This is a genomic window from Methylocystis iwaonis, from assembly GCF_027925385.1.
Lineage (GTDB): Bacteria > Pseudomonadota > Alphaproteobacteria > Rhizobiales > Beijerinckiaceae > Methylocystis > Methylocystis iwaonis.
This window is the reverse complement of record NZ_AP027142.1, coordinates 1,555,155-1,575,342: the sequence shown is the minus strand read 5'-3', so window position 1 is coordinate 1,575,342 and position 20,188 is coordinate 1,555,155. Positions and strand designations below refer to the sequence as shown.

At 61.7% G+C, this 20,188-nt stretch carries 23 protein-coding genes and 1 tRNA gene; 14 read left to right on the top strand and 10 right to left on the bottom strand.

Annotated features, from left to right (window positions below):
- Positions 1 to 354: 354 nt before the first annotated feature.
- Together QMG84_RS07530 and QMG84_RS07525 are read right to left on the bottom strand one after the other, a co-directional pair.
- Positions 355 to 648 carry a GIY-YIG nuclease family protein gene (locus QMG84_RS07530; protein ID WP_281931530.1) on the bottom strand — a complete coding sequence of 98 codons (294 nt, stop codon included), beginning with the start codon at positions 646 to 648 and terminating at the stop codon, positions 355 to 357.
- 179 nt (positions 649 to 827) lie between these two features.
- Entirely contained in the window at positions 828 to 2,123 is a 1,296-nt protein-coding gene (locus QMG84_RS07525) for a glutamate-5-semialdehyde dehydrogenase (protein WP_281931528.1), read from the bottom strand.
- 109 nt (positions 2,124 to 2,232) lie between these two features.
- On the opposite strand from QMG84_RS07525, the gene QMG84_RS07520 reads away from it, so the two are divergent.
- A tRNA-Glu gene (locus QMG84_RS07520) sits at positions 2,233 to 2,308 on the top strand.
- A gap of 12 nt (positions 2,309 to 2,320) precedes the next feature.
- Here the strand turns inward: QMG84_RS07520 and QMG84_RS07515 are convergent.
- The 5 genes from QMG84_RS07515 to QMG84_RS07495 form a co-directional block, all read right to left on the bottom strand.
- A complete protein-coding gene (locus QMG84_RS07515) occupies positions 2,321 to 3,322 on the bottom strand; it encodes a tyrosine-type recombinase/integrase (RefSeq protein WP_281931526.1) in 1,002 nt (333 codons plus the stop codon).
- 578 nt (positions 3,323 to 3,900) lie between these two features.
- Entirely contained in the window at positions 3,901 to 4,404 is a 504-nt protein-coding gene (ssb, locus tag QMG84_RS07510) for a single-stranded DNA-binding protein (protein WP_281931524.1), read from the bottom strand.
- Between the two features lie 3 nt (positions 4,405 to 4,407).
- Entirely contained in the window at positions 4,408 to 4,632 is a 225-nt protein-coding gene (locus tag QMG84_RS07505; protein WP_281931522.1) for a hypothetical protein, read from the bottom strand.
- Complete coding sequence (locus QMG84_RS07500; protein WP_281931521.1) at positions 4,629 to 6,857, bottom strand: ParB/RepB/Spo0J family partition protein; 2,229 nt, start codon at positions 6,855 to 6,857, stop codon at positions 4,629 to 4,631. The genes QMG84_RS07505 and QMG84_RS07500 overlap by 4 nt, the downstream gene beginning before the upstream one ends.
- Before the next feature lie 95 nt (positions 6,858 to 6,952).
- Positions 6,953 to 7,075, bottom strand: coding sequence for a hypothetical protein (locus QMG84_RS07495; RefSeq protein ID WP_281931519.1), 123 nt, complete (start codon positions 7,073 to 7,075; stop codon positions 6,953 to 6,955).
- A 399-nt stretch (positions 7,076 to 7,474) separates the two neighbouring features.
- Here QMG84_RS07495 and QMG84_RS07490 point away from each other — a divergent pair, with 399 nt between their 5' ends.
- Both QMG84_RS07490 and QMG84_RS07485 read left to right on the top strand, forming a co-directional pair.
- Positions 7,475 to 8,332 (top strand): HipA family kinase, encoded by an 858-nt coding sequence (locus QMG84_RS07490; protein WP_281931517.1) that lies wholly within the window; start codon positions 7,475 to 7,477, stop codon positions 8,330 to 8,332.
- 229 nt (positions 8,333 to 8,561) lie between these two features.
- Positions 8,562 to 9,245: a hypothetical protein gene (locus QMG84_RS07485; protein WP_281931516.1), complete on the top strand. Its 684-nt coding sequence runs from the start codon at positions 8,562 to 8,564 to the stop codon at positions 9,243 to 9,245.
- A gap of 38 nt (positions 9,246 to 9,283) precedes the next feature.
- On the opposite strand, the gene dgt is transcribed toward QMG84_RS07485, so the two are convergent.
- The 3 genes from dgt to QMG84_RS07470 all read right to left on the bottom strand — a co-directional run bounded on the left by dgt (position 9,284) and on the right by QMG84_RS07470 (position 11,615).
- A complete protein-coding gene (gene dgt, locus QMG84_RS07480) occupies positions 9,284 to 10,567 on the bottom strand; it encodes a dGTP triphosphohydrolase (RefSeq protein ID WP_281931515.1) in 1,284 nt (427 codons plus the stop codon).
- Between the two features lie 84 nt (positions 10,568 to 10,651).
- Positions 10,652 to 10,816: a hypothetical protein gene (locus QMG84_RS07475; protein ID WP_281931513.1), complete on the bottom strand. Its 165-nt coding sequence runs from the start codon at positions 10,814 to 10,816 to the stop codon at positions 10,652 to 10,654.
- 43 nt (positions 10,817 to 10,859) lie between these two features.
- Positions 10,860 to 11,615: an XRE family transcriptional regulator gene (locus QMG84_RS07470; protein ID WP_281931511.1), complete on the bottom strand. Its 756-nt coding sequence runs from the start codon at positions 11,613 to 11,615 to the stop codon at positions 10,860 to 10,862.
- A gap of 51 nt (positions 11,616 to 11,666) precedes the next feature.
- Between QMG84_RS07470 and QMG84_RS07465 the strand changes: the two genes are divergently transcribed.
- The 11 genes from QMG84_RS07465 (at position 11,667) to QMG84_RS07415 (ending at position 20,177) form a co-directional block, all read left to right on the top strand.
- Complete coding sequence (locus QMG84_RS07465) at positions 11,667 to 11,966, top strand: transcriptional regulator (RefSeq protein WP_281931509.1); 300 nt, start codon at positions 11,667 to 11,669, stop codon at positions 11,964 to 11,966.
- Positions 11,967 to 12,061: 95 nt separating this feature from the next.
- Positions 12,062 to 12,295, top strand: a complete 234-nt coding sequence (locus QMG84_RS07460; RefSeq protein WP_281931507.1) for a hypothetical protein — start codon at positions 12,062 to 12,064, stop codon at positions 12,293 to 12,295.
- A gap of 75 nt (positions 12,296 to 12,370) precedes the next feature.
- Positions 12,371 to 12,748: a hypothetical protein gene (locus tag QMG84_RS07455; protein WP_281931506.1), complete on the top strand. Its 378-nt coding sequence runs from the start codon at positions 12,371 to 12,373 to the stop codon at positions 12,746 to 12,748.
- Between the two features lie 234 nt (positions 12,749 to 12,982).
- Positions 12,983 to 13,309, top strand: coding sequence for a hypothetical protein (locus QMG84_RS07450; RefSeq protein ID WP_281931505.1), 327 nt, complete (start codon positions 12,983 to 12,985; stop codon positions 13,307 to 13,309).
- Positions 13,310 to 13,311: 2 nt separating this feature from the next.
- Positions 13,312 to 13,641: a hypothetical protein gene (locus QMG84_RS07445; RefSeq protein ID WP_281931503.1), complete on the top strand. Its 330-nt coding sequence runs from the start codon at positions 13,312 to 13,314 to the stop codon at positions 13,639 to 13,641.
- Positions 13,625 to 14,851: a DUF7146 domain-containing protein gene (locus QMG84_RS07440; RefSeq protein WP_281931502.1), complete on the top strand. Its 1,227-nt coding sequence runs from the start codon at positions 13,625 to 13,627 to the stop codon at positions 14,849 to 14,851. Before QMG84_RS07445 ends, QMG84_RS07440 begins: the two co-directional genes overlap by 17 nt.
- Positions 14,851 to 16,464 carry a primase-helicase family protein gene (locus QMG84_RS07435; RefSeq protein ID WP_281931501.1) on the top strand — a complete coding sequence of 538 codons (1,614 nt, stop codon included), beginning with the start codon at positions 14,851 to 14,853 and terminating at the stop codon, positions 16,462 to 16,464. The genes QMG84_RS07440 and QMG84_RS07435 overlap by 1 nt, the downstream gene beginning before the upstream one ends.
- Before the next feature lie 303 nt (positions 16,465 to 16,767).
- Complete coding sequence (gene nusG / locus QMG84_RS07430; protein ID WP_281931498.1) at positions 16,768 to 17,349, top strand: transcription termination/antitermination protein NusG; 582 nt, start codon at positions 16,768 to 16,770, stop codon at positions 17,347 to 17,349.
- A 17-nt stretch (positions 17,350 to 17,366) separates the two neighbouring features.
- Positions 17,367 to 17,741 carry an HNH endonuclease signature motif containing protein gene (locus QMG84_RS07425; RefSeq protein ID WP_281931496.1) on the top strand — a complete coding sequence of 125 codons (375 nt, stop codon included), beginning with the start codon at positions 17,367 to 17,369 and terminating at the stop codon, positions 17,739 to 17,741.
- A 192-nt stretch (positions 17,742 to 17,933) separates the two neighbouring features.
- Positions 17,934 to 18,374 (top strand): P27 family phage terminase small subunit, encoded by a 441-nt coding sequence (locus QMG84_RS07420; RefSeq protein ID WP_281931495.1) that lies wholly within the window; start codon positions 17,934 to 17,936, stop codon positions 18,372 to 18,374.
- A 3-nt stretch (positions 18,375 to 18,377) separates the two neighbouring features.
- A complete protein-coding gene (locus QMG84_RS07415) occupies positions 18,378 to 20,177 on the top strand; it encodes a terminase large subunit (RefSeq protein ID WP_281931494.1) in 1,800 nt (599 codons plus the stop codon).
- Positions 20,178 to 20,188: the final 11 nt, after the last annotated feature.

Genomic DNA, 20,188 nt, shown 5'->3' with positions numbered 1-20,188 from the left:
AGAGCAATCTCTGAGATCGTCGTGGTGGCCCTGGATTCCCGGTCGGGCCTCCGGCCCGCCGGGAATGACAACCGCCCCCAGGTCGTGGACCGCGAAAGACGCCCACTGTCATTCCCGCGAAAGCGGGAATCCAGGGCAGCAACGCAGCGCTCAGAAATCGAAATCCCTTCACACTATCAGGCTTCAACGCGCGCTGGGGACCCCAGAGCACACTATGAGATCGTCGTGGCGGCCCTGGATTCCCGGTCGGGCCTCCGGCCCGCCGGGAATGACAACCACCCCCAGGTCGTGGACCGCGAAAGACGCCCACTGTCATTCCCGCGAAAGCGGGAATCCAGAGCAGCAACGCCACGCTCAGCAATTGAGATCCAGATAAAGATCCCGCCACATCGGATTCACGCTCTCGATCAGCTCCAACTTCCAGCGGCGCTCCCATTTCTTCAACTGCTTCTCTCGGGTGATCGCTTCAGTGACATCGGCATAGGTCTCGTACCAGACAAGCATCTGCACGTTATACCTGGACGTAAAACCGGGAAGCTGCTTCGTCTTGTGTTGGTGAACCCTGCGGGAAAGATCGTTTGTTACGCCGATATAGAGCGTCCCGTTCCGCTGACTGGCAAGCATATAGACAAAATAGCTTCGTTCCATCGCGCTGCTCACGCGCCCAATGTTCGGACTAGATCAACCTCCAAGACGGCTGCCGCGGCCCTGGATTCCCGGTCAGGCCTTCGGCCCGCCGGGAATGACAGCGGCCCACAGCGACCCGTGTCATTCCCGCGAAAGCGGGAATCCAGAGCGGCGGCGACACACCTGCGAAATCGCCTGCCCTACCCCCGCACCTGCCCCGCGCCATGCACGCGATATTTGAACGACGTCAGTTGCTCGACGCCCACCGGCCCGCGCGCATGCATGCGGCCCGTCGCGATGCCGATTTCCGCCCCGAAGCCGAACTCGCCGCCATCCGCAAATTGCGTCGAAGCGTTGTGCAGCACGATCGCGGAGTCGACTTCCTGCATAAACCGCTGCGCCACAGCGTCGTCGCGCGTGATGATGCAGTCGGTGTGATGCGAGCCATAGGTCTCGATGTGTTCAATCGCCGCCTCGACGCCGTCCACCACTTTCGCGGCGATGATCGCGTCGAGATATTCGGCGCGCCAGTCCTCCTCCGTCGCTGGCTTCACGCGCGCATCCGCGGCCTGCGCCGCCGCGTCGCCGCGCACGTCGCAGCCGGCGTCGATCAACATGGCAATAAGCGGCGCGAGATGCGTCCCGGCGCAGGCCTTATCGACGAGGAGCGTCTCCGCCGCGCCGCAAACGCCGGTGCGGCGCATCTTGGCGTTGAGCAGCACGCGCTTGGCCATGTCGAGATCGGCGTCCTTATGGACGAAGACATGCACAATGCCTTCGAGATGCGCGAAGACCGGCACGCGCGCCTCATGCTGGACGCGCGCAACGAGGCTCTTGCCGCCGCGCGGCACAATCACGTCGATATTGCCGTCGAGCCCCGCGAGCATGGCGCCGACGGCGGCGCGGTCGCTGGTCTCGATCAGCGAGATCGACGCCTCCGGCAGCCCGGCGGCGGCAAGGCCCACGACAAGACAGGCATGGATCGCCCGCGACGAGCGCAGGCTCTCCGAGCCGCCGCGCAGAATCGCGGCGTTGCCGGCCTTGAGGCATAGAGCGCCGGCGTCGGCGGTCACATTGGGCCGGCTCTCATAGATCACGCCAATGACGCCGAGCGGCGTCGCGACCCGTTCGATGACAAGGCCGTTCGGCCGCTCGAATCGCGCCAGCAGCCGTCCGACCGGGTCCGGCAAATCCGCAATCTCCTCGACGCCCCGGGCGATGGCCTCGACGCGGCCGGGGTCGAGCGTCAACCGGTCGATGAAGGAGCCCGCCGTTCCGCGCGCCCGCGCGTCAGCGACATCGAGGGCGTTGGCGGCGAGAATCGCGCCGCTCTGGCGGCGGATTTCGGAGGCCGCGACGCGCAACGCCTGATCCTTGACCTGCGCTGGCGCGAGCGCCACGGCCCGCGCCGCCTTGCGGGCGGCGCGCCCGAGGGCGGCAAGCGCGGCCTCGAGGCTTTGCGCCGCGGGCGTTTCTTTGGTCAGGATCTGCGTCATCGTCATCGTCCCAAAATCAGGCCCGATGGCTATCACGGCAAAAGAAAGCGCGAAAGTCTCGGCGAGGCCCTTGCCGAGCCGCTCCGGCCGGTCTATAGAGCGGCTCCCCGCTCCCTTCGTCTAGCGGTCTAGGACGTCGCCCTCTCACGGCGAAAACAGGGGTTCGAGTCCCCTAGGGAGCGCCAATCACTTTTCCATCAAATTGATTTATCTGTCTTTTTTCGGCGATTTCCCAACCTTGCCGGGGGTGGTTTGGGAATTTTGTTCGCCCTCTGCCCCTCCAATCTCACGATCGCCGCTTCAGCGAGACGCCTCTGGTCGGCGTCGCGCGTGTAGCGCTCCGCCTCGCTCAGCGTCTTGTGACCGAGGATGGCCATGATCTCGCGGGCGGAGCATCCCGCCTCGGCGAGGCGGCGGCCGGCCGCCTTTCGCAGGCCGTGAGGCTGACATTCGAGCGGGAGGTCGGCGGCCGAGATGGCGTCGCGCAGGAATTGAGAGAAGCCGTCGACGGTAAAGGGCTTCCCGAAAGCCGTGTTCAGGATCGTCACATGGTCGCGGGGCGCCGCCGCGAGGATTTGGCGCAGATTGGCGTGAAGCGGAATGACCAGGCGCGCGCCGGTCTTCTGCTGCGTCACCGTCACCGTGGCGTTCGTGGTCGCGGCCCAGGTCATTCGGTGAACGTCCGAGCGGCGCTGGCCCGTGTAAAGCATCAGGGCGAAGGCCAGCCGCTCTCTTGTTCCGGCTGGCCAGTGGGCCTCGAACTGCGCGATTTCCTCATCCGTCCACGATCGCACCTCGCCGATTTTCGGGCGTTTGATGCCAATCGAGGGATCGTGGTTCAGCCACCCGATATCGATTGCGTGGCGGATCAGGATGCGGAGCATCTTCAAAATCGAAAGCGCTGCGCCGGGGCGTCCGGCGTAGGGCGCGAGGATCTTCGTCACGATCCCTTCCCGGGTCATCCCCGAGATAGTTCGGTTGGCGTGGCCTTTTCGAAGGGCCTCGATCCTGGAGGCGTAGCCCTTCCGCGTCGTCTCGCGAAGTTCAATATACCCGGCGCTCTGTTGGTAGCTCAGGATCAGCGCGCCGACCGTCCCCGGCGCGGCGGTCTCTTCCTTCTTCTTTCGAGCGGCGACGTCGCCAGCGAGCGCGGCGGCGTAAGCTTCCTGGAATGCGTCCGAACGGACGTCGTCGGGCAAAGGAATTCGCGGACCCTTCCCGCGCCGGAAATAGATACGCCGTTTCCCGTGGCGATCTTCCCAGAGCTCGACATACTTGGGGAGCTTACGCGGCACGTGCTCAATCCCATGTTTCATCCGGTTGACCGGCGGGCCCATCATATTCGAGCCGATCAGCGAGCGCGTCGAGGTCGCGCGCATCCCAAACCCGGAAGGAATGAAGCTTCTTAGGCGGCGGCAAAATGCCGGTTTTGACCAATCTGTCGAAAGAAGCCGGCGACATATCTAGATAAGCAGCCGCTCTTTCGCGCCGTAGCAAGCGCGGGATAACTCTCGGGGGTTGGCGAAGCGCTGTCGCGGGCATGGTCTAAGCCCCCTTCTCGGCGCCCGCCGCCCGATCGCATCTCGCGATCCGCGCCGCCACCAGACGCGCTCGGGACAGCCGCCACTTGCTCAGCGCGCGGGGCCAGAAGCACGATTCCGCACGCGGACGGTCGCGACACCGACCAGCGCGCAAGTCGATTGCGTGAATGGAAGCGCCGCAGTGGATGCAGCGAGGGAGCGAGGCTTTCATCGATTGCGCCTAGAAGTTATCGCCGTCAAAATGGAATGTCGTCGTCGATCCTATCCGCCAAGCGCTGAGGCGCTTTCTCGCCCATAGCCATGCGCGGATCGTCGTAGCTCTTCTGCTGCTGCGTCGCCCCGCGCGTCGACTGGGTTCCGTAGCTCCCCTCGTCAGGCGCGGAGCGGGAGCCGCCGTCGAGCAGGCAAAGCTCGCCGTGGAACTGCTTCAGCACGACCTCGGTTATCTTGCGAGCGTTCCCCTCTCGATCGGTATAATCGCGCGTGCATTGCATGCCCTCGACATAGACACGCGAGCCCTTCCGTAGGTAGCTCTCAGCGATCTTCGCGAGGCCTTCGTTGAAGATCACGATATTGTGCCATTCCGTTCGCTGCTTGCGATCGCCGGAATTCTTGTCGCGCCATGTCTCGTCTGTCGCGAGGGAGAAACTGATGACGAGCTGGCCGCTTTGCGTCGTGCGCACGTCCGGATCGCGGCCCAAGCGCCCAACGAGGATCACTTTGTTGACGCTTCCAGCCATAGCCTACTCCGCAAACTTGCGACCGCATTGCGGGCATCGCTCGGGCTCGCTGATGGCGCGCGCGGGCGTCGGATCGAAGACCGTCTCTATGATCGTGAGCGACACGCGAACGATGCGCGCGTCGAAATCGGCAAAGAGGCGTTCCTTTTGGGCCTGTTCGAGCGTCGTTCCTTCGGACAGGACGCCGAATGAGCCGTCGGAATGCTGCAGGGCGAGCCGTTCCATCATTGCGCCCCTTTGGCCGCCGGCTGCGGATCTCGCAGCGCTATGTTGAGGTAATGCACGCCTGTCTTGAACCGCTTCTTTTCCACGCCGATCGCGGCGATGACTTCCCCGAATTCGCGAAGGGCGGCCTGTTTCGATTTGGTCGCCTGGGCGAAAGACGAATAAGCCTCGTAAAGCTCGCTGGCCTTCAGGCGACCGGCGTCGAGCGCCTCGTTTCCGAAGTGAACCTGGCTGCGCAGGAACTGGCCCAGGGCCGGATAGGCCGAACATGCTTCCGCGATCTTCGTGTCGAATGGGTCGGCCTGTTTCTTCGCGCCTCGCGCCGGCCGCGCCGATTTGCTCTCGTCGGCGTGGATCGCATCGCGCATCGCCTGCGCAAGCGGCGCCTCTCGGTCGGAAAAGATCGCCTCTTCCAGCGCTCCCGGCCGCGTGGGGAAGGCCATCCAATTCGAGAAGGGCGGCGGTAAATGGCCCTGCTCTTTCGAGAGCGTCGCGGCATATTCGGCGAGCTTGTTTTTCTTCCGGCCCCTCACGCGGTCGGCCTCGGCCGGGCCCACCAACGCGGCAACAACGCGCAGCGTGCGCTCTTTTTCCGACGCTTCGAAAAATGCCCTGCGATCCACGGCGCGGGAGAGCGCGCCTGTCACGTCTCCGCCGCGCGCGGCCACGTTGCGGAACAGAACGCCGATTGCGTCGAAGCCGACGCCCTGCGTCTCGATCCCCGCGGCCACGATGCGCGCCAAGGCAACCGTGAGATCGCAGGTCGAGGCCTCGGCGCATGCGGCGAGCGCGTCGGGAAAATTGAGCGGCCGAATGCGCTTCAGCAGTTCATTGTCTTCCGGCTCATGCGATTGCACGGGGCGCAGGCTGGCGCCGTAAACCCCATACTGGCAGCCGAGCGCCGCCACGGCGAGCATCATGGCGATGTCGGGCCGCTGGCGCACGGCGTCGCGCAACGCCGCCGTCGCGCCAATGTCGATGATGGCGCGAAGCTGCTTGCCTGGCTCGCCAAGAGGCTTTGGAACATCGTCGGCCTCAGCGTGTTCATCCGCCAGCGCAAGCTTCTCACCACTGTCGCCCGGCGGCGATTCTGGCTCATCGCCGCCGGACGCACTCGCGGCTTCGTCGGGGAGCGCGACGCCGCGAGAAAAGCAGATCAGTCCCTCACTATTCAGCCACGCCTCGACGCCGGCGCACGAGCGCTCTTCCGGAGAGAAAGCGCGCAACGTCGCGGCCGCGAAAATGCTCTCGCGCTCTTCGTTAAGCGCGACATAATCCGCCCCTTCAATTTCGAGCGCATCGTCGATTTTGTTCAGCCGCTCGTCTTCGTCGTCGTTGAACGGCGGATCGGCCATGCCGCCGAAGGTGGCGCGGTCGCCCTTCGCGAGGCCAAATCCCCAGCCCTCGGCCGCCGCGACGCGCTCCGCCTCTTTGCGCAGCAAATCATTCGCGACGCGAATAGCGATGCGCGGATCGCGCAGGCCGGGACGCTCGGCGAAGAGATCGTCGAGCACGCGACCGCCGCCGGCGAGATAGGCCTCCAGCCGCTCGGCGTCGGCGGTGAGGAATTTCGCGACCGGCTCGCTTGCGACCATCGCATCGCCGCGCAGCGCGGCGCGGATGGCGATGGCGTCATCGAGCTTGTGGGGCGCACGCGCGGCCCAATCGTCGAGTAGCGCCTCCTGCGCCTCCAACGGCGCGATCGTATAGGCCTCCGCCGCCTCGCGCGACATCACGCCCTTGCGCCACATTTCCCGCACGCGCGGTGCGAGCGATGCGAGCGCCAGGCGCTGGCGGACGATCTTCTCGGTTACGTGAAAAACCTTCGCCACATCGGCGAGGCGCATGCCCGCGTCGACAAGCTCGGAGAAGGCCTCATAGTCGTCGACGGGATGCAGGGGGCGCGAGGTTGTGGAAACGGCGAGCGCGACAAGGCGCGCCGAGACTTCGTCGCCCTCATGTATCTCGACCGGAATGGCGTCGAAATCGCGCAGGTTACGCGGCGCCGGGCCGCCCTCGGCGGCGAGCTGCGTCAGCGCCCGCCAACGGCGGCCGCCGTCGAGCACTTCATATTCGCCGGGCTGCCCCGGCGTCGGCCAGACGATCAAATCCTGCTTGAGGCCGATCACGGCGAATGTCGCGGCGAGCTGTGCGACATCGTCTATTCCGCGTCGTGGATTGAGCGGTGAAATGCGCGTGATGCTCGAAAGGGGAAGCGTTGTGGTCATTGCAAATTCCGATTTGGGAAATGATCTTTCGCTTTCGCGCTTTTTTGGATGAGCGACCGAAAAGGGCTTGGTGCACTCGGACGACGAGTGCCGCCCTATTCGGCGTGAGTGAGCAGATCGCGGAATAGCCACTGCCCCGCGGCGAAGCCGGCGGTGAGGAGGAGGCAGGGTGAAGCGACAAGAAGCGTCACGAGCTGATTGTCGGAGAGAATTTGCATCTTGGGTCTCCATCGCCGCATTGAGATGCGCGGCGATGGAGATAATACAAGTATACTTGTATATCGTCAACAAGCATCAACAAGCGCACTTGTTGTCGCTAAATGTTTCACACGACTCGGTCGCCCGACTAGGAAGTTCCAAGCCTGCCCCGCGGCCCTAAGAACCCAGACCACCTATGCATGGAGGCTAACGACCGCCAGACAGCGAAATCGGCTTCGGCTGGTGCTTTTTGGCCCTCGTCGCACATTCCTGGGTTCCAGCAAAAGCTTACCATATGCTCCTTAGCAGCGGTCGGCTTGACCTAGTAAGGTATGCTCAAGTAGCGGTACGGTAGGTATGCCGAAATTTGAATGTGTAAAAATAATCGCGAAGCCATGGCCTTTAGGGAGGGAGACCGAATGAACGACAGTTCCGAAGCGGTGGCCGAACTACAGGTCACTGCGGGCGTTGTCGGACTGGCCCGCGTCATGGCAGGCGCCACGAGCTTTAAAGACTCGGGCATTGCCAATTTGAGCGATACGTACCGTGGTCAGATTTTAACCGAGGGCGGAGCGTTCAAGACTGCAATATTAAAGGACCTTCCTCCGAGGGAGCTTGCAAACGAAGTCTTGGCCGCCGGCCTTGCCGCAATGATTGGGTTGCCTGTCCCCTCAGCTTTCATCGGGATCACGGCACCGCACAGTAGTTACGCTTCTCGGTCACGTCTTCCCGACGGCACAGGGCTCATGTTCGCGAGTGTTGATGTTGCCTCGCCATCTGTCGCGCAACTCATTGTAGCGCCTTCGGACCGGGAAAAATGGGCTCTCCTCAAGCCAATTGTTGACGTCCTGATGCAGCAGGCTTGGCTAGGAGACCTCTACGGGTTCGACGCTTGGGCTGCGAACGTTGATCGGCACGTCGGCAATATTCTCTTCGGCTCAGGACCGAATGTTTGGATCATTGATCATGGGCGATGTTTCACAGGGCCAGCCTGGGTCCCCGCCGATCTCGTCCCCGCAGGTAACTTCCGGCATCGGCTGAAGGAATGGTTGACGCCTTTTCTTGAGGAGCGTCAGCGCAAGAGCCTCGCCGTTGAAGCAAGTGCCTTAGTCACCCGATTGCAGCGCATTGACGTCTCGGATGTTGGGATACAAAATCGGGTGAACGGACTTCTCGACGAAGCTGCTTTCAATGCGCTCGTCGCATTCCTGCTGGAAAGGATTGCTCACGTCCCGCGCGCCGCCGGGAACGCACTAAACGAGCCCAGGCTGGCGTGACATGATCTCGCTGAACGCAAACCAGTTCCCGAGCGCCGAAGGCCTCCAAAGGGCTATATGGTGTCCTGTGCTCTTTCGACCCATTCTTGGATCACCAGAGCAATTCGTTATAGGAGTTGCTGTCGCAGGAGCGGACAGTATCCACCTTGAGCGGGCAAATCAACTTGACCGCTTGCGCTGCATATTCTCAGACCTTTCGGTCATGGTAATTCTGGCAGCTGAGGCAGCGTTGAACGCTATCGAAAGTGATCTGCTACAAAGGTCGACTGCTGCGATGACAGACTTTAAGCCGCTCTTTTCTGGCGTCATACTGGGGGACGTCAGGGAAGCTGAAGGACAATCGCTGCAGCAGATCGGTGCTTCTTGGATGGCCTCCATGTCCTCCTTGTACGATAGCAACTCTACCGTTCAACTACTGGAGCAGGAATTCGCTCAGGAGGCAGCCGCCATCCGGGAGACCGCCGACCGACTTCCCGCGCTCGTATTGGAGTACGTCAAGGAAAAGCGTCCGGGACTTGAGCGCTTTTTTAGTGAAGAGATTCAGGAAAGCCGCCGGCGACGGCGTGATGCGCACGCTGTCATAATTGACTTCGCGGGGTCTCGTCTTGTTGCCAATTTCGGCACCCTGGCGACGGGCAACTTCACCGCGTCTATCGGACGAATCAAGACACGGCTTTGGGAGCTAAAGGTTGATCGAGACAGCGAGCGGGAAGCCCTGGTGAAGCGCGAGCACGAAATGATTGTGCAACATCCAAAGCGAAACGATCCGCAGCTCACTAGGAGCCAGGCCGAACGCATGGAAGAAGTTCTGCATGCCCTCGAAAAGCAAGCAGACCAGGAGGAACTTAGTCTTCGCCCGCTAAATACGATCGAAGAGATCGGGGAACATATCCTACAAAAGGAAGCGGCCTAGGCCATAGCTGGCCTGCACCGGCTCCGCCAATTTCAGAGTCATAAAATCGCATGACCTGTCACCCGCCCATGTATCCTTCGCAAATAAGTGTCTGTCATGCCTGCAAGAAAATCGGTGACAGCCAGAATTTTGGTATAGGTCGGCGCGGCATCGTCGTAATGAGGCACAATTTTTAAAAGCATAGCATTCCGGTAGGATCCCGGAGCTTCTATGGCAAAGACCAACTTTTGAAGAACGTCGGTAATCATCTGGGCTCCAGCTATCTCGGCCGAAACGATTCTGTCCCACCCAAAAACATGTTTTTTAACGGCAGCGTATGCCGTCTCGACCGCGGAAGCCGCGGAGATGCAGTCGATCAGAGGCTCGGAAAAATCTCCGCTCATGAGGGCCGGAAGATTTGACTCAACGCTTTCTCTTACCTGCTCAATGAGAGCCCCGATTGCCTTAGCACGTAGCCAGCTAATTGTATCGTCTTCGCCCCATTGATCACTCCTAGCATAGGAGGGGACTATGGCTCCGAGTAACTCTTCCGCTTCCCTAAAGGACAGCCTGCCGAGTTTAAATGCGTCCTCGACATCAATGACCCGGTAACAGATATCATCGGCCGCTTCCATTAAGAAAACGAGCGGATGTCGCCTCCAGCCACGGGCATACATAGGCAACCCGACTGTGTCGGCGATGTCTGCGAAGTAGGGAACATCATCTGAGAAGAAACCGTGTTTCTTTGCTCCGATATATCCGTTTGTCTCGGTCTCAATAGAGGTTGTTGGGTACTTTGTAAAAGTGGCTAAGGTGGCATAAGTCAGCCGAATGCCGCCTTCGTCGCGGAAATCCTGTAGACGCGTTAGCAGCCGAAAACCCTGAGCATTACCCTCGAACTTTTCGAGATCGTTTCTCTGCTGCTCCGAAAGATCCTTCTTAAGGCCGCTAGGAAGCTCGTCTTTGAACCATGATCCAATTGCCTTCTCTCCAGCGTGGCCGAACGGGGGGTTACCGATATCGTGCGCCAAACACGCATTGGCTACTATCTGGCCTAGGTCGAAGGGCAGCGTCGGACTAAGCGTTCTATCGCTTCTCAGTAAGAAATAGCCAAGATGGGTACCGAGTGACCGGCCCACGGACGAAACTTCTAAAGAGTGAGTCAAGCGACGGCGCACATAATCAGAATCGGGGAACGGGTGAACTTGGGTTTTGTCTTGCAGCCGTCTAAATGCGGCAGAGAAGATAATCCGGTCAGCGTCCCGCTGGAAAGGTGAGCGTTGCCCTTCCGCTTGCCGAGGCGCTTTAAAACGTGCTTCCGAAAGTAATTGAGCCCAATCCATACTACGTTCCTCCAAGCGCTTCGAAGCCTTTCCAGCCTCGTCGCTTAATCCGCAGCGCCGCCATCTCTCCACCTCGGTCAGTGGCTACCGCTTCCAAAGCGCATAGAGGAATGCGCCCAGGAAGATCACAAACAGAGCGATGCTCGGCCAATCATACCGCTTGCGCAGTGGTAGCTTGCGCCATTCAGCGTCTTCCGCTTCGTCTCGATTATGTTGTCCCTGCCAGCCCATTAGATCGACTTCGCTCAAGTTATCGCCCAGTTTAACCCAGTCCGAAAAGCGCAAAATACACTCACATCTTTGAGATGCGACCCGCGACACGGCCAATGATAGCCACGTCTTCTCCATCAAGGATCAACTCGAAGGGTTTGTAGGTCGGATTGGAGGATGTACAAATAATCCTCGGAGGCTCCGTGTCCCGGATAAGCTGGACATGCTTGATAATGACAGAGTCCCCGTCGCGGATCGCAAAAATTGCGTCCTGCTTGGGATCACGGTTCGACCGATCGATAAGGACCCGATCGCCTGGCGCGAGATCAGGCAACATCGACGGACCGTCAACGGCGATTATGTCGGTGGATTGTCGGCTGAGCCGCATTTCGCCGCGCAGCCAAGATTCGGGGAAAAACCATTCCGCCTTTACGGCCTCGTCCCCATCTATGCGGCGAACCACGTAGCCTCCGCCGTAGGAAGCACCCCCGCGAAGATCAAATTCGGGAATAGCTCCTGCCGCCCTAGTGTCCCGCGGCGGGGTCTCTTGCTCCAGCGCATCTGGATCAAAACTTGTGACGAGGCTCTTTGCAACCGGCGCCCCCGGCGGTAATGGCGGGGAGCCTTCATTGTCTCTTATCCATTTCAGACTCACGCCTAGAACTTCACAGATCGCAGGAAGCTCGCTGCTCCTGCGAGAATCCCCTTTTTCCAATTGGGCATACGCCTGTTGAGAAAAGGACGTTTTTCTAATGCCGGCAACACGCCTCGCTACCTCAGCTTGACTAATGCCAAGCTGCTTTCTGCGAAATCTGAGGCGATCGCCCATGGTTTTCATGTCTGTCGGATTTACAAGGTTGTTTGTTAAACGTCTCGACAAGAGTACTTGTTGACAAGCGACAAGCCGGCTTGTATTAGTCACCCCATGGAAACCTCATCTGCACTGGCGAAAGCCATCCAGATTTGCGGATCGCAGGCCGCATTGGCGACGAAGATCGGCGCGACGCAGCAGCGCGTTTCTCTCTGGCTGAAGAAGCCGAAGTGCGGCGTGCCGGCTGAATATGTCCTGCCGATTGAGCGAGCGACGAGAAGCGCTGTCACGCGATTTGAGCTGCGTCCAGATCTCTACCCGGTCGACGATATCGCGCCGCCGGTCCCGGCATGCTTTGCGCAAGAGACTTTTCGATGAGCTCAATAAAGAGCCATGTCGAAACCCCAGCTTGCGGTAGCGCGCAACCTTCTCTTGACGGCATGAATAACCCGACCCCGTGCGAAGTCGGTGCTTTGTTCACCTCTGCGTCCGATCTTGCTCGCCGGGTCACGCGCGATCTCTCCGAGCTGCGACGCATTCTCGATTGCGCCGGCTTGGAAGAAGCGGATTTCGTCGGCGAGATCGCGGGCGAATTCGAAGAATTCGCACAGCATCTCGCCGGTTTGAACGAGAAGCGCGCGGGATTGCCTTCCCGCGCGCTCCAAAGTTTATCCGCGGCGCTGCCAACGCCGAAGTCCAGTGAGTGAGTGTTCGTGATCTCCCCCATGCGTTTCTTAATCGCATGGGAGTGAGCGTCGATGCGTCCAGAGGGAATGGATAAAATGTCGGTTGCGGAAAGGCTCGAAACATGCGCGCGCGATTGGCTCGCCTTCGCCGAGGCGAGCGAAGCCAGGCTGCTCGGCGTGCGGCGCGAGGAAGCGCGCCCGCTGCTCGCTGCGCGCATGCAGGAAGCGCCGGGAACGCTGGAAAATCTGTTCCGCGGCCGCCTGAAGGGCCTTCCCGCAACGCTCTATGAAAAAGCCCGCCGCGAATACATCCGCGCCGTCGAACGCGAAATCGGAAAGCTCGAAAATGAACTGGCTGTTGCGCGCGCGGGACATAGCGACGCTGATTTCATCGATGCTTGCGAGATTGAAACGCACCTTGCGGCGCTCCGCACGCTCGTTGAGCGGCGCAAGAAGGTGAGGCGCACGGCGTAGCCGGGCCGCAGCGCCCGCGTTCGGGAGAGGCGGATATGCAACATGATCTCGATCTCTTCGCCGCCCCTCGCCGCGCGCCGAGAACGCCGCGCGTTGCGCCGCCAACGGCAACACGAACGCTCGCGCCGGCGCCGCATCGCTGCGTCATCTGCGGCGCCTTTGGGCCTTTTGGTAAGGGCGACGTGCGGCGCCCGGAAAGCATCATTTGGGCATGCAGGGAACATCGGAGGCGTCTTGGCTGACGAGACTCACACGCAGGGGCGTCGCGAGCCCCTCCCCTGCCGCCGCGCGGGCGAGACCTTCGAGACGTTTTTCGAAGGCCAGAGCTTCCGCGTCACCTATGGCCGTTTCGAAGACGGGCGCCTTGCGGAAGTTTTCATCAACGCCGTCAAGACGACGACGCTTTTCGACCATTTGGCGCGCGACACGGGGCTGTTGCTCTCGCTGGCGCTGCAGCATGGCGCGACGGCCGTGCAACTGGCGAGCGCGGTCTCGCGCGACAGCGAAGGCCGCCCGCAAGGGCTCGCCGGCCATGTGCTCGATGCGATCGATGGGGAGTGACAATGAACGATCTCGCACGCAAGGTCTTGCCGCTCGACGAAGTACGGCGCCGACTCCAGCGCGGGCCGCTCGATCGCGCCGCCATCGCGACGATTATCGCCGAGCAATTGAGCGACGCGGAATATGACGGCCTGACCGAAAAGCAGCGCGTCGCCGTGGCGCTGCGGCGGCTCGGGCTGACGGCGACGCAATGCGCCGACGCGCTCGACCTCTCCAGTGGGAATTTGATCGATCAACTGCTCAGCAAGGCGAAAAAGCGCGGCGTCGAGCCGACCTATGCAGCGGCGCGCGCCGAAACCAAGAAAGCGAGGTTTTATGACCATCGCACATGATCTCGCCTGGCGGGATTGGATAGAAGAAGCGCGCCGCGTGAGCGTCGCGAGCTATTGCACGCTGCGTGGCGTCAAGATCAGGCCGGGGGACGCCGGGCAACCCTGCCCCGGTTGTGGCGGGCAAGACCGCTTCTCCGTGAACACGCGCAAGAATGTATGGAACTGCCGCGTGTCGGGCTTTTCCGGCGATGCGATCGCGCTCGCGCAGCATATCGACGGGCTCGATTTCGTCGGCGCTTGCGAGGCTGTGACAGGACGACCGCCGCCGGGGCGGGAGGCTAGCGAAACGCTGGAAGAGCGGCGCGAGCGTGAGGCACAGCTCGCCAGGCGCGAGGAAGAGCGTATCGCCGAGGAAGAGCGACGCGCGCATGAACGCAACGTCTTCCGCGAAGCCGAGCGTCGCCGCGCCTGGGGATTTTGGCGACGATCTCTCCCGCTCTCGCACACGCCCGTCGAGGCCTATCTCGAAAAGCGGCGGATTTGCCCTCACCCCTCTTCACGCCTGCGCTTTGCGCCGGAAATGGAGCTGTGGAACGAAACGAAGCGCTGCATCGCGCGCAAGGGCCCGGCGATGATCGCAGCGATCGAAGGCGTCGACGGGCGCTTTACCGGCGTGCATGTCACCTGGATCGATCTCGACGCGCCCAAGGGCAAGGCGGAAACGGTCGATCCGGAAACCGGCATGATGCTGCCGGCGAAGAAGGTGCGCGGCTCGCTCAAGGGCGGCTCGATCCGCATGGTCTCAGGCGGCGACGAACCGAAGCGCTGGTTTCTCGGTGAAGGCATAGAGACGGTGCTCTCCGTCTATTGGTCTTTGATGGAAGCGGGCTCGCCGCTCGTCAATGGGGCGGAATTTCGTACGAGCGTCGATCTCGACAATCTCGGCGGCAAGGCAAAGGGGCGCGTGAAGCATCCGACGAAGACCTTCGTCGACGCGCGCGGCCGCAGGCGGGCGGTGATGGCGCGGGACGACACGCTTGTCGCGCCGCAAGACGATTGGCGCGTGATCTATGTGCCGCCCTCAGTTGAAGAGCTGGTCCTGCTCGGCGACGGCGACAGCGATCCTTTCACGACGCGGCTCGCGCTGCTTCGCGGGGCCAAGCGATTTTCGCGCGAATATCCCTCTCTCACCATCAAGCTCGCGATGAGCCGCGAGGGCGCGGATTTCAACGATATGCGCATGCGGGCGTTCGAGGGCGAGGCGGCGTGATGGGGAAAGACGAAATCGTCCAGGTCGTCGAGGGCGCAGAGATCCTGGCCTTCCCCGGCGCGCGAAAAGCGGCGCTGGCGGATGGCAGTTCGGCCGCTGCGCCGGACGATGCTCAGGCAGGCGGCGACTCCGAGCCGCCGGAGAATGACGCGCCGCCGCCGGATGATGGGGACGATGGGCCACGCGATTTCATAGACGAGTTCAATCGCGAATGGAGCTTCGTTCTCATGGGCTCGCGCGCTGTCGTCATGCGCGAAATGCCCGATGCGCCCATTGAAGACCGGACGCGCGTTCTCTCGGTCGACGCCTTCAAGGCCTATTTCCAGAACCAGTTTCGCGCTGTGCTGAAGCGCGAGCGGCAGGAAGACGGCTCTTATCAGACCGTGCGCCGCTATGTGTCCGTCGCGCCCTATTGGCTCAAGCATGCGCGCCGGCGCACCTATGACGGAATCGAGTTTTTCCCCGATCCGAACAATGCGCCGGGCACGAAGGGCTATTTCAATTTGTGGCGAGGTTTCTCTGTCTCGCCGGACAGGGAGACGCCCGCCAAGGAGCGCTGGAAGAAGTATTTCACCTTCCAGGACCATGTGAAGGCGAACATCTGCGATAGCGACTATCAAATCTATCGCTGGGTCTGGCACTGGTTCGCGCATCTCGTTCAACGGCCGCGCGAGCGCATCGGCACGGCGATCGTGCTGCGCGGCAAGATGGGCACGGGCAAGACCGTCGTCGGCGACGTCATCGGCTCGCTCTTCGCCTCGCATTACTTTCTCGTTGACGATCCGCGTTACCTCGTCGGCCAGTTCAACGCCCATATGGGCTCTTGCATTCTGCTGCAGGTGGATGAGGGCATTTGGGCCGGCGACAAGGCGGCGGAGGGGCGCCTGAAAGGCCTCGTCACCGCGCCGAAGCAGATGATCGAAGCCAAGGGCGTCGATCCAATACGCCTCGACAATTATGTGCGGCTGCTCTTCTCGTCGAATGAAAGCTGGGTTGTGCCGGCCGGCATGGATGAGCGTCGCTTCGCCTGTTTCGACGTGGCGGACCACTGGAAGGAAGATCACGGCCGCTTCGCGAAGCTTTACGCCGAGCTCAACGATGGCGGGAGAGAGGCGCTGTTGGCGGATTTGCTGGAGCTCGATCTCGACGCGCCAGATGCGCCCAATCTGCGCGTGATCCCGAAGACGGGCGCGTTACTCGAACAGAAAATACGGTCGCTCGATCCGATCGCGGCTTGGTGGCTTCAGCGCCTCGAAGATGGCGCGCAGACGCATCGCGCGGGCGCCTGGCGTGAGAAAGTGCCGGCGGCGACACTCTTCAACGATTACCTGCGCACCAATGAGAAGATCGGCGTGCGGCGCAAGGCAAGCGAGACCGAGTTCGGGATCGCTTTGCGCCGCCTCGTGCCGGGCGTTGAGCGCGTGCGCTCCGTCGAGGAAATCGAAGTGTGGGACGAAGAGACACTGAAGACCGTCCAGGTCATGCGGCGCGTTTGGTGTCTGCGTTTCCCTTCACTCGGGCAATGCAAGCGCAGTTTCGATGCGGCGCTGAAGCAGGCGTTTCCTTGGGGCGAAGCCGTGCCCGAGGAAGAAGCGGAGCTAGACGCGAACTGAAAGTGTCCCACCTTGTCCCACCTTCTCGCAGAGGTGGGACGCTGTAAGCAACTGAACTCAGGGGCGTTGTCCCACCTGTCCCACCTGTCCCACCTTTTTCGGCGGTTCGGACAAAAGGGCCGGCGTGGCCCGAATGGCAAAATAGGTGGGACAGGTGGGACAGGTGGGACAAACAGCGTGAGATCAGATGGTTATGTGCGTCCCACCTTTGTTTTTTATTCAATCAAGGTGGGACAGGTGGGACACTTTGAGTTGGTGTGGCGTGGAAGGCGTTTGGTGAGGCAACGAGCGAGGCGAGCGGCGATGAGCGAGTGCTGGCATGTAATCGAGTGCTACGAGGGTAAGGATAAGGAAGCTTACGGCCGCCTGGCGGCGATGGGCTTCAACGTATGGCGTCCAACGATAGCGGTTCGCTCAACGCGGCGTTGGGCGGGCAAGCCCGCTCTGAATGGCGCGCGGATCACCATCTATGCGCCACTCTTCGGACGATATCTGTTTCTCCGCGTCGAGATGAGCGATTCAGTGCGTTCGGCGGTCAAGGAACAACGGGGCGTGCGTTCCTGGTTGTGTTATGCGGGCTCGAACGATCCCGCCATCATCCCCGATGAGTTGATCGAACATTATCGCAACTTCCCGCATGAACGCGTTGATATGAAAGTTGCTATGACTATCGGCGACACGGTTCGAGCGCTCCATGGTCCGTTCGCGGGTCTCGAAGGTAAGATCAGTAGGGTTGACTTGCGTGGCGTTGTGTGCGCGGAATTGTGCATCTTCGGCAGACCGACGCCTGTCATCTTCCCAGTCGGTCACGTCGCGCTTGTGGAGCAAGGCCGCCGGCCTCCGATCGAGCGCCACGTTCAGCAACGTCCGCGTAAGCGAGCGTAAGTGCGAAGCTATAATCCTTGCCATCATCGCCAAAGACGGCGCGTCCTTCCTTCCGATGCGACGCGCCCGATAACGACTATGAGCAGCGCCGCCGCAAGCGCGCGCCCTGGCGCGCTTGGTATGGCACGGCGAGATGGCGTCGCATCCGCGCGAACCAACTCGCAACCGAACCGCTCTGCGCCATGTGCTTGCGCGAGGACATCGTGACAACGGCGACGGTCTGCGACCATATCGATCCGCATCGCGGCAATCCCGAGCGCTTCTGGAACGGCCCGTTCCAATCGCTCTGCAAACCGCACCACGACAGCGCCAAGCAGCAAGCCGAAAATCGAGTCAGCCGACAGGGGGGGCGGGTCAACCCCGCCACCCCCTCCCCCGCGACCGGTAGCTGAATAGCCTGAGAAATCCCGCGAAATTGGCGAAATATTTTTTTTGAGACCATGAAAGGACGGAAAGCGGACCATCCTGCCCTTGCCGAGGCGAAGGGCAACCCCGGCAAGCGTCGCCCTCGCAAAACAGCGGCGGCTGGCGGGGGTTCGGGGGGCTTGCGGCCGCCGCCATGGCTGAAAAAGAGCCGCGAGGCCATGAAGGTCTGGAACGAGACAGCGCCGCTCCTGATCCGGATCAACGCCCTCACCGATCTCGATCGCAATCCCTTCGCCCGCTACTGCCGCTATGTCGTCGACTGGCTCGCGGCCGACGCCGCCGTCCAGGCCGAGGGCGTCTTCTTCGACGCGATCGACACCAACGGCAACGCCACGAAGAAGCGCCACCCAGCCTTCCACGCCCGCGAGGCGCTCGAAAAAACCCTGTCCGCGATCGAGGCCTCCTTCGGCATGCGCCCAGACAAGCGTTTCGAGATGCTCCGCAACCAGGCGGCGCTGGGTGGGGTCGGCTTCGGCGACCTCTTCAACCGCCCGCCGCCGCAACCGGATGCGCCGGAGACCGACACGCCTGTGAAGCCCGACGACATTATCAACACCGCCGCCCGCCTCAACTCGGCGCCGCCGACCCGCTTGCAGTGACGCATGGAGCAATCCGCCGCGGCTACAGCGGCGTCGAGCGCAGCGCCGGCCGCAATACAGGCTTCGGTCGGCGCCGATCTTTGGCCGGAGCCAGAGTGGATAACCCGCGCTTCCGCGCTCGGCTGGAAATGGCCGTCGATCGCCTGGCGCCGCGCCGCTTGCGTCCCCGGCGCATGGTTCGACTACGCCAAGGCCGACGCGATCGTCGATCTCTGGCCCAAAGTCTTTCGCCTCACGGAAGACCGTTTCGCCGGCCAGCCGTTTTACCTGTCGCTCTGGCAGGAAATCACGACGCGGCTGCTTGTCGGCTGGAAAGTCCCGGTCGAAGTCGTCGACCCGGCGACGCAGCGAACAACATTCGAGCATGTGCGGCTGTTTCGCCGCCTTATGCTCTGGGTTCCGCGCAAGAATGGAAAATCCGAATTCCTCGCTTGCCTGGCGCTCCTCTTCTGGGCGCTCGACGGCGTTGTCGGCGGCCAGGGTTTCGTCTTCGCTCGCGACGAAAAGCAGGCGAAGATTGTCCTCGACAAAATGAAAGCCGTCATCGCGCAGGACGCGCGACTGGCGAAAAGCATCACCCCTTTCGGCAAGAGCCTATTCATTGCGGTCACGCGCAGCGGTTTCTATCTCCTCTCAGGCAAAGCGGAAGGAAAGCACGGCCGCTCACCAACGGTTTCCGTCGGCGACGAAATGCACGAATGGAAATCGCTCGAACTGGCGACGACGCTGCGGCAGGGCATGGGCGCCCGCCTGCAGCCGATCGAACTCTTCGCATCGACCGCCGGCCTCAAATCGGCCCTGGTCGGCTACGGCCTTTGGGAAGAAAGCGGCAAGATACTCGACGGCCCGATCGGCCCGCCGCAAAACGACAATGACGCCTCGGCCGGCATATATGAGCCCTCGACGCTCGTCGTCATCTTCGGCGCTGACGAAGACGACGATTGGCGAGACGAGGAAGTCTGGCGCAAGGCCAACCCCAATCTCGGCCTCTCGCCCACGATCGATTTTCTGCGGCGCGAGGCCGCGCTCGCCAAGGACAATCCGCGCGCCGAGTCTCACTTTCGCCGCTACCACCTCAACCAATGGGTGGAAAGCGTCACCCGTTGGCTCCCGATCAAAAAATGGGACGCCTGCGCGAGCGATAAGAACGTCTGGCGCGAGCGCGCCGAGCGGCTCAAGGGCCGGCGCTGTTTCGGCGGCTTCGACGTTTCGTCGACGCAAGACATCACGGCGCTCGTCTGGTGGTTTCTCCCCGAGAACGATGCGGAGCGCATCGAGCTTGTCTGCCGCTTCTGGGTTCCTGAGGACAATATCGAGCTGCGCGCCCGCCGTGATCGCGCGCCCTATGACCGCTGGCTGAGGATCGGCGCCTTGGAAGCGACGCCTGGCGACTATGTCGACCAAAGCTATGTCCAGCGCGCGATCGCCGAAGGCGTCGAAATGTTCGACGTGCAAAAGATCGGCTACGACCCTTGGAACGCGGCAAAGCTCATTGGCGATTTGCAGAATGACGACGGGCTGCCCGCCGATCTCTTCCTCAAGGTGCGGCAGGGCATTCCCTCGCTCGGCGAGGCGACCAAGGATTTCGAGCGCCTCGTCTTCGCCGGCCTGCTCGATCATGGCGGCCATCCCGTTCTGCGTTGGATGGCGCAAAATGCTTTGGTGCGCTTCGACCGCAACATGAATTTTGCGCCGGACAAGGAAAAGTCCCGCGAGAAAATCGACGGCGTCGTCGCTGCCGTCATCGCCGACGCGGCGCGCATCGCGGGCGAAGAGCCGCCGGGCGTCGGCGTCATTCTCTAAAACCAAGAAAA